Here is an 8,673-nt window from a genome sequence, read left to right as displayed (position 1 = left end):
TCCCACTCAGCATCGCTCAGATCACCCCGCCCCATGCCCACACCAACGACCCGCACACGAAGCAGTCACATGATCGACCGGACAAGTCCTAGTCGGCGGTGTCCTCGCGGCGGACCGACAGAAGGTCCTCCAACTGTTCCTCACGGGCCTGGGCCGCCACGAAGAGCAGCTCGTCACCCGCCTCCAGGGTCTCCTCCGGGTTCGGCGTCAGCACGCGCGTACCGCGGATGATCGTCACCAGCGAGGTGTCCTCGGGCCAGGTCACATCGCCCACCAGCGTGCCCGTCACGGCCGACTCCGGCGGCAGCGTCAGCTCGACCAGATTGGCGTCCCCGTGGCTGAAGCGCAGCAGCCGTACCAGATCGCCGACGCTCACCGCCTCCTCGACCAGGGCCGACATCAGCCGCGGTGTGGAGACCGCGACATCGACGCCCCAGGCCTCGTTGAACAGCCACTCGTTCTTGGGGTTGTTGACCCGGGCCACCACCCGTGGCACGCCGTACTCCGTCTTGGCGAGCAGGGAGACCACCAGATTGACCTTGTCGTCCCCGGTCGCGGCGATCACGACATTGCAGCGCTGAAGCGCCGCCTCGTCCAGCGAGGTGATCTCACAGGCGTCGGCCAGCAGCCATTCGGCCAGCGGTACCCGCTCCACCGAGATGGCGGTCGGCGCCTTGTCGACCAGCAGGACCTCGTGTCCGTTCTCCAGCAGCTCGCCCGCGATGGAACGGCCCACCGCACCCGCCCCGGCAATCGCGACACGCATCAGTTCCCGCCTCCGTCCGGGCCCTCGGCGAATGCCGCCTCGACCTTCTCGATGTCGTCCGTACGCATCATCACGTGGACGAGATCGCCCTCCTGAAGCACCGTCTGCGACGTCGGCAGCATCGCCTCGCCGAGCCGGGTGAGGAACGCGACGCGCACGCCGGTCTCCTCCTGGAGTGTGCTGATCTTGTGGCCGATCCAGCTCGATGCCGTATGCACCTCAGCCAGTTGCACCCCGCCGCTGGGGTCGCGCCACAGCGGCTCGGCGCCCGACGGCAGCAGCCGCCGCAGCATCTGGTCGGCGGTCCAGCGGACCGTCGCCACGGTCGGGATACCGAGGCGCTGATAGACCTCGGCCCGCCGTGGATCGTAGATACGCGCGGCGACATTCTCGATGCCGAACATCTCGCGGGCCACCCGCGCGGCGATGATGTTGGAGTTGTCGCCGCTGCTCACAGCCGCGAAGGCACCGGCCTCCTCGATCCCCGCCTCACGCAGGGTGTCCTGGTCGAAGCCGACCCCGCTGACGCGACGGCCGCCGAAACCCGAGCCGAGCCGACGGAACGCGGTGGGGTCCTGGTCGATGACGGCGACCGTGTGCCCCTGCTGTTCCAGGGTCTGCGCGAGTGCGGCTCCCACCCGGCCGCAGCCCATGATGACGATGTGCACGTGGACTTACCCCGCACTCCTGGTCGCCTTGCTGACCTGCGAAAACACCCTGTTCACTCTTCCTTTTCGACCTGCCGGGCACCAAGCGGGACACCGTGTACGACGATCCCCCGGGTCGAGCTTATGCGGGAGGGGTGTCAATCCAGTCATCCGCGGAGGGGCACCGGCCGTCGTCGGCGGGGCACCGGCCGTCCGCGGCGGGGGCGCGAGCCGGCAGCAGAGGGGGGTGCTGCCCGCACGGGACGCCGTTCGAGCGCATACCATCCTCCCCGTGTCCAAACTGACCGACGTGCCCAAACGGATTCTGATCGGGCGGGCGCTGCGTAGCGACAGGCTGGGGGAAACCCTCCTCCCCAAACGCATCGCGCTGCCCGTCTTCGCCTCCGACCCGCTGTCCTCGGTGGCGTACGCGCCGGGAGAAGTCCTCCTGGTCCTGTCCATCGCGGGTCTGTCGGCCTACCACTTCAGTCCGTGGATCGCCCTGGCCGTCGTGGTCCTGATGTTCACCGTCGTCGCCTCCTACCGGCAGAACGTGCACGCCTACCCGAGCGGCGGCGGCGACTACGAGGTGGCCACCACCAACCTCGGCCCCAAGGCCGGTCTCACCGTCGCCAGCGCGCTGCTGGTCGACTATGTGCTGACCGTGGCCGTGTCGATCTCCTCCGGGGTGGAGAACCTCGGCTCGGCGATCCCCTTCGTCGTGGAGCACAAGGTCCTCTGCGCCATCGCGATAATCGTGCTGCTGACACTGATGAATCTGCGCGGCGTACGGGAGTCGGGCAAGCTCTTCTCGATTCCGACGTATGTCTTCGTGGGCGGCGTGTTCATCATGATCGCCTGGGGCGCGATCCGAGGGATCGCGCTCGGCGACACCATGAGGGCGCCGACCGCCGACCTCCAGATCAAGCCCGAGGAACAGGGCCTGGCCGGCTTCGCGCTCGTCTTCCTGCTGCTGCGGGCCTTCTCCTCCGGCTGTGCCGCGCTGACCGGCGTGGAGGCGATCAGCAACGGTGTGCCGGCCTTCCGCAAGCCGAAGAGCAAGAACGCGGCCACGACCCTGGCCCTGATGGGCGGTCTCGCCGTCACCATGTTCTGCGGCATCATCGTGCTGGCCATGGTCACCGATGTGAAGATGGCCGAGTCCCCCGGGACCGATCTGCTCCGCAATGGTGTTCCCGTCGGCGCGGACTATGTCCAGAACCCGGTGATCTCGCAGGTCGCCGCCGCCGTCTTCGGCAGCGGTACGTTCTTCTTCGTCCTGCTGGCCGCGGCCACCGCGCTCGTCCTGTTCCTGGCCGCCAACACCGCGTACAACGGCTTTCCGCTCCTCGGCTCGATCCTCGCGCAGGACCGCTATCTGCCCCGGCAGCTCCACACCCGGGGCGACCGGCTGGCCTTCTCGAACGGCATCGTGCTGCTCGCGGGCGCCGCCGCGCTGCTGGTGGGTATCTACGGGGCGGACTCCACCCGGCTGATCCAGCTCTACATCGTCGGTGTCTTCGTCTCCTTCACGCTCAGCCAGACCGGCATGGTCCGGCACTGGAACCGTCATCTCAGGACCGAGCGCAATGTGGCCAAGCGCCGTCATATGGTCCGCTCGCGGGCGATCAACACCTTCGGTGCCTTCTTCACGGGGCTGGTGCTGATCGTCGTCCTGGCCACCAAGTTCACCCACGGCGCCTGGGTCGCGCTGCTCGGCATGGTGATCTTCTACGGAACGATGACCGCGATCCGCAAGCACTACGACCGGGTCTCCGACGAGATCGCCGCCGCCGAGGGCCCGTCCGACGACAGCGTCCGGCCCTCGCGTGTGCACTCCATCGTGCTGGTCTCCAAGGTCCACAAGCCCACGCTGCGCGCGCTCGCGTACGCCAAGCTGATGCGTTCGGACACCCTGGAGGCGCTCAGCATCAGCGTCGACCCGGCCGAGACCAAGGCGCTCAGGGAGGAGTGGGAGCGGCGCGGTATCAATGTGCCGCTGAAGATCCTCGACTCCCCGTACCGGGAGATCACCCGGCCGGTCATGGAGTACGTACGGGGCCTGCGGACCGAGAATCCGCGCGACGCGATCAGCGTCTACATCCCGGAGTACGTGGTCGGCCGGTGGTACGAGCACCTGCTGCACAACCAGAGCGCGCTGCGGCTCAAGGGCCGGCTGCTGTTCACACCGGGGGTCATGGTGACCTCCGTTCCGTACCAGCTCGAATCGTCCGAGCTGGCCAAGCAGCGGGCCAAGCGGCGGCGGGCGTACAGCGCGCCGGGGTCGGTGCGCCGTGGTCCGGTGGACCCGCGGCCGGGGGAGCCGGGGAACGGTGGCCCTGGGGCGGGGAACGGTGGCCCGGGGGCGGGGAACAGAGGCACGGGATCAGGCCCGGGTTCCGGCACCTGAGCCTGGACCTCCGAACCCCGGGGGCGGACCTGGATCTGGCCGCGGAGGCGGACCAGGGGGCCGGGCCCGGAGGTGGGGCCCGGAGGTGGGCCCGGAGGGCGGGGGCGAGCCGCGGGCGGCCTCTGCCTGTGGCGGGCGGACGGGTGACGCGCACGTAGACTGGTGGGCTGGCGTCCCCCCTACGCCCTCGTCCCCCCTACGCCGTGATGTCACGCCGTGATGCCACCCGACAGCCCTCCGCCCACGCCTTCACCGCCACCCCCTGATCCTTTGGAGCCACCCCGTCATGCACACAGAACCGCAGGCTTCGCTGATCGGGGAGGAGTACGAGGTCGAGGTGGGTCCCGTCGCACACGGCGGCCACTGCGTCGCCCGTACCGACGAGGGCCGGGTGCTCTTCGTACGGCATGCCCTGCCCGGCGAGAGGGCGCGCGTCCGGGTGACGGAGGGCGACGAGGACGCGCGCTTCCTGCGCGCGGACGCGGTGGAGATCATCGACGCCTCCAAGGACCGGGTCGAGGCGCCCTGTCCTTACGCGGGTCCCGGCCGCTGCGGCGGCTGCGACTGGCAGCACGCCAAGCCCGGCGCCCAGCGGCGTCTGAAGGGCGAGGTCATCGCCGAGCAACTGCTCAGGCTCGCGGGCCTCACCCCCGAGGAGGCGGGCTGGGACGGGACCGTGATGCCCGCGCCGGGGGACAAGCTGCCGACGGGCGAGGTGCCCGCGTGGCGCTCGCGCGTGCAGTACGCGGTCGACGAGAACGGCCGCGCGGGGCTGCGCCGGCACCGCTCGCACGAGGTCGAGCCGGTCGACCACTGCATGATCGCCGCCGAGGGCGTCAGCGAACTGGGCGTCGAGCGGCGCGAGTGGCCGCAGATCGCCACGGTCGAGGCGATCGCCGCCTCGGGCTCCGGGGACCGTCAGGTGATCCTCACCCCGCGCGAGGGCGGACGGCTGCCGCTGGTGGAGCTGGACAAGCCCGTGTCCGTCCTGCGCGTCGAGGAGCACGACGGGGGAGTGCACCGGGTGCACGGCCGTGCGTTCGTCCGTGAGCGGGCCGACGGCCGTACGTACCGTGTGGGCATGGGCGGCTTCTGGCAGGTGCATCCCCAGGCTCCCCAACTGCTGGTCGAGGCCGTGATGCAGGGCCTGATGCCGAGGAAGGGCGAGACCGCCCTCGATCTGTACTGCGGGGTGGGCCTGTTCGCGGGGGCCATCGCGGAGCGTGTCGGGGAGACCGGCGCGGTACTGGGCATCGAGTCCGGCAAGCGCGCGGTGGAGGACGCCCGCCACAACCTCCAGAGCCTGCCCCGGGTCCGTGTCGAACAGGGCAAGGTCGACCAGGTCCTGCCCCGCACCCGGATCACCGAGACGGATCTGATCGTCCTGGACCCCCCGCGCGCGGGCGCCGGCAAACAGACCGTCAAGCACCTCACCACCCTCGGCGCCCGCCGCATCGCGTACGTCGCCTGCGACCCGGCCGCCCTCGCCCGCGACCTGGCCTACTTCCGAGAGGGCGGCTACCGCCCCCGCACCCTGCGCGCCTTCGACCTCTTCCCGATGACGCACCACGTGGAGTGCGTCGCGATCCTTGAACCGGCCGCGAAGGGCGCCTGACCTGTGGTCCTGGGCACGGGGCAGAGCGTTCGCCCCGGTAGGAACCCCGTGCCTCAAGGGTTGGCGGAAGTAGCCGTTCTTGTGGAGTTACGGTCAGGTCCGAACCACTCGGTCTCCGGATCGGCCGACGACATGGGCAGGTTCGCGAACTTGACCGGGCCCGGATAGAAGACAGAGCTGTTCGGCCCTGTCATGTCTTCTCCCGCCAGGTGCCTGTACAGCCACTCCGCGAAGGAGACGGGGTAGTAATAGAACTCCCCGTCACCTCGTTCGACAAAGATGGAGCTTTCCGCCCCCTGGGCGGTGTGTGCCAGGAAGACGATCTCTCCACGATCACTTCCCAGGAGCGGTGTCAGCCCTCGTGCAACGCCGAACCTGATTTCATCCACTCCGAGAATCGGTCGAGGGTCGCCCTCCAACTCATCGTCCCATTCCACATCGGACCAGACGGCTACCGTTTCCCGGACCCACTGCACAAGATTCCATCTGTGTGTTGCGGGGTGAAGAAGGTAGAGGTGCGCGTTGAGGCGCACGGGGGCATACCCGTCGATAATGCTTTTGTAGTCCTCAGGAAGTTCGAACCCAAGCTCTCGCTCAAGGTCTTGCCACGCTTGGGGGGAGGCATGAAGTGTCGACGGTTCACCGAGCACACCGACGAGAGCCTCCAGAAAATCCGCCGCGTCCCAGTGGCCCGGTGCAAGGCCGGCCTGGATGCCGCAGTTCTTCGGCTCAAGTTGCCGCTGAGGAAGGGAAGGAAGTACGTGGTCATTCATCTTGAACACGTCAGTCGGACGAGCGGACTTCCTTCTACGGACTTCCATTTCTCGGGCCTCGACGGCCATCCCCGGGGGAGCCTGCGGATTGCGTCACTGTAACCATTTACCAACTTCTTGTAGTCGGTCGGCAGTTCCAGATTCAGCCACTCCTCGACGGCCTGCCATGCTGTCGACGGGGCAGGCCGGAACCGTTCACGCTCCCCGAGGAGGTCCTCGAACACATCAGCCATGTGTCTCACCTTCTGTATTTCTCCGAGGAGCAAACAGGCTCGGCAGGTACCGCCTGATTCATGATGCGACAGTCCGCGTTCATCCCCTTGTCGCCGCGAGCTTCGATATGTATCAGGCTGGGTACCCCCGAGGGTCTACCGGGGTAGACGGGCGCCGGCCGGTCGTCGAGGTCGTGGACGCGGTCTGCGTGGTGCCGGTGGGATCGGTGATCCTGTCGCTGGTGAGCCGGCCCGAACCGTCGTAGCCGAACCTGGTCACTCCCTCAGCCGCGTTGGTCACCGCCACCGGCTCTTCCGGCATTGAACGTGCCTCGTGTGACCCGGCCTCCGGTTGAGCAGGACGGTACCGGCACGGTGGACGAGGAGGAGGTGAAGACGAGGAGGAGGTGAAGCGGCGGGAACGGGTGGTACAGATCCGGTCGTCGTGGACGGGCGGCGGGCCGGTTCGCTGTGCCGCGGTGTGGTCCGCGGGACAACTTCGCCGTACCGCTTTGCCGAGACGCGAGTGGCCCGGCGTGTGCGGAGTGCGGTGCGGGCGGTCGTGCGCTTTGATCTGTGGCGGAAGCGTCGCGTCGCGCACTGCGCCGACCAGGCCACGGATCGTCAACGGAGCGCTCGGCATGACTGAGGCAGGGTCCGGCACCCCCCATTGGCTGTTCGGCGATCAGCTCGGTCCCCATTTCGTCGATCCCGCGCGGGGCGGCCCGCATCGGGACGCGCCGCTGCTGATGATCGAGGCCAGGAGCGTCTTCCGACGACGCCGGTTCCACCGTGCCAAGGCCCATCTGGTTCTCTCGGCGATGCGCCATCGGGCCGCCGAGCTCGGTGACCGTGTGCGGTACGTCAAGGCGGACACCTATCGTCAGGGTCTGCGCGAGTCGGTGGGGGACGCCCCGGTGACCGTGCACCATCCCACGTCCCACGCGGCCCTTGCCTTCGTGCGCGCGCTTCCCTCGGTACGCGTTCTGCCGGCGCGGGGCTTTCTCGTGACGCATGACGAGTTCAGGAACTGGGCGGACGACCGCGGCACGAAACGCCTCCGTCAGGAGGATTTCTACCGATGGGTCCGCCAGACGCATGACCTGCTGATGGAGGGTGACCGTCCCGCCGGCGGGCGATGGAACCTGGACCGCGACAACCGGCAGCCTCCGCCCCATGGCGCCACCGGCCTGGGCGTTCCGGCGCCCTATCGCCCCCGGGAAAGTGACATCGACGCCGAGGTGCGGTCCGACCTCGACCGCTGGTCGCGTGAAGGGGATGTCGAGTTCGTCGGCGAGGACGCACGGCGCGGGTTCCCCGCCACGCGCCGGGAGGCACTCGCCGCGCTCCGCCGCTTCGTCGGGCAGCGGCTCGCCACATTCGGCGCGTATGAGGACGCGATTCTCGCCGGGGACGCGACGATGAGCCACAGCCTGCTCTCCTCGTCGCTCAATCTCGGCCTGCTGGACCCCGCGGAATGCGTCGAACAGGCCGAGGCACGGTGGCGGTCGGGCGAGGTGCCACTCAACAGCGCCGAGGGATTCGTGCGACAGATCGCCGGATGGCGCGAGTTCGTCTGGCACGTCTACTGGTACTTCGGCACGCGGTACCGCGCGAGCAACGCCTTGGGCCACCACGGGCGACTGCCCGACTGGTTCACGGAACTGTCGTCGGACGCGACCGGGGCGAACTGCCTCGCCCATGTCCTGGAGCAGGTCAGAGCGACAGGCTGGACACACCACATTCCGCGGCTGATGATTCTGGGGAGTTTTGCCCTGCAACGTGGATGGGACCCCCGGGCCGTCACCGACTGGTTCCACCGCAGTTTCGTCGACGGCTACGACTGGGTCATGGTTCCGAATGTCGTGGGTATGTCGCAGTACGCGGACGGGGGCCGGATGACCACCAAGCCCTACACGTCCGCAGGGGCGTACATCGACCGTATGAGCGACCTCTGCGGCCCGTGCCGGTACAAGCCGTCCGTACGGGTGGGTGAGGACGCCTGCCCCTTCACCGCCGGGTACTGGAATCTCCTGCACCGCCACCGCGACCGGTTCGGACACAACGCGCGGATGAGTCAGGCGGTGCGGGGGCTGGACCGGCTCCCCGATCTCGAAGAGCTGCTGGAGCAGGAGCGCGGCCGCCGGGACTGAGCCCCTCGGTGCGGGTGTGTCAGTCCTTGATTTCGCAGATGGTGGCGCCGGAGGTGAGGGAGGCGCCGACTTCGGCGGTGAGGCCCTTGATGGTGCC

At 68.5% G+C, this 8,673-nt stretch carries 7 protein-coding genes; 3 read left to right on the top strand and 4 right to left on the bottom strand.

Translation table 11 applies throughout. From position 1 onward, the window contains the following. Positions 1-88: 88 nt before the first annotated feature. Entirely contained in the window at positions 89-766 is a 678-nt protein-coding gene (locus ACFYYH_RS34285) for a potassium channel family protein (RefSeq protein WP_388559788.1), read from the bottom strand. After that, a complete protein-coding gene (locus tag ACFYYH_RS34280; protein ID WP_388559785.1) occupies positions 766-1,434 on the bottom strand; it encodes a potassium channel family protein in 669 nt (222 codons plus the stop codon). The genes ACFYYH_RS34285 and ACFYYH_RS34280 overlap by 1 nt, the downstream gene beginning before the upstream one ends. A gap of 271 nt (positions 1,435-1,705) precedes the next feature. Between ACFYYH_RS34280 and ACFYYH_RS34275 the strand changes: the two genes are divergently transcribed. Beyond that, positions 1,706-3,823 (top strand): APC family permease, encoded by a 2,118-nt coding sequence (locus ACFYYH_RS34275; RefSeq protein WP_388559782.1) that lies wholly within the window; start codon positions 1,706-1,708, stop codon positions 3,821-3,823. Positions 3,824-4,109: 286 nt separating this feature from the next. Next, entirely contained in the window at positions 4,110-5,438 is a 1,329-nt protein-coding gene (locus ACFYYH_RS34270) for a class I SAM-dependent RNA methyltransferase (RefSeq protein ID WP_388559779.1), read from the top strand. A 53-nt stretch (positions 5,439-5,491) separates the two neighbouring features. On the opposite strand, the gene ACFYYH_RS34265 is transcribed toward ACFYYH_RS34270, so the two are convergent. Both ACFYYH_RS34265 and ACFYYH_RS34260 read right to left on the bottom strand, forming a co-directional pair. Next, positions 5,492-6,280, bottom strand: coding sequence for an SMI1/KNR4 family protein (locus tag ACFYYH_RS34265; protein ID WP_388559776.1), 789 nt, complete (start codon positions 6,278-6,280; stop codon positions 5,492-5,494). 276 nt (positions 6,281-6,556) lie between these two features. Next, a complete protein-coding gene (locus ACFYYH_RS34260; RefSeq protein WP_388559773.1) occupies positions 6,557-6,745 on the bottom strand; it encodes a hypothetical protein in 189 nt (62 codons plus the stop codon). Between the two features lie 319 nt (positions 6,746-7,064). Between ACFYYH_RS34260 and ACFYYH_RS34255 the strand changes: the two genes are divergently transcribed. Further along, positions 7,065-8,576: a cryptochrome/photolyase family protein gene (locus tag ACFYYH_RS34255; protein WP_388559771.1), complete on the top strand. Its 1,512-nt coding sequence runs from the start codon at positions 7,065-7,067 to the stop codon at positions 8,574-8,576. Positions 8,577-8,673: the final 97 nt, after the last annotated feature.

The sequence above is a fragment of the Streptomyces sp. NPDC002018 genome, from assembly GCF_042890865.1.
In the GTDB taxonomy this organism is placed as follows: domain Bacteria; phylum Actinomycetota; class Actinomycetes; order Streptomycetales; family Streptomycetaceae; genus Streptomyces.
The sequence above is the reverse complement of the archived record's forward strand: the minus strand, read 5'-3'. Positions and strand labels throughout refer to the sequence as shown.

Coding starts and splice junctions, on each gene's coding strand:
- ACFYYH_RS34270 (WP_388559779.1), top strand. CDS start 4,110: ATGCACACAGAACCGCAGGCTTCGCTGATCGGGGAGGAGTACGAGGTC.
- ACFYYH_RS34265 (WP_388559776.1), bottom strand. CDS start 6,280: ATGGCCGTCGAGGCCCGAGAAATGGAAGTCCGTAGAAGGAAGTCCGCT.
- ACFYYH_RS34285 (WP_388559788.1), bottom strand. CDS start 766: ATGCGTGTCGCGATTGCCGGGGCGGGTGCGGTGGGCCGTTCCATCGCG.
- ACFYYH_RS34260 (WP_388559773.1), bottom strand. CDS start 6,745: ATGCCGGAAGAGCCGGTGGCGGTGACCAACGCGGCTGAGGGAGTGACC.
- ACFYYH_RS34255 (WP_388559771.1), top strand. CDS start 7,065: ATGACTGAGGCAGGGTCCGGCACCCCCCATTGGCTGTTCGGCGATCAG.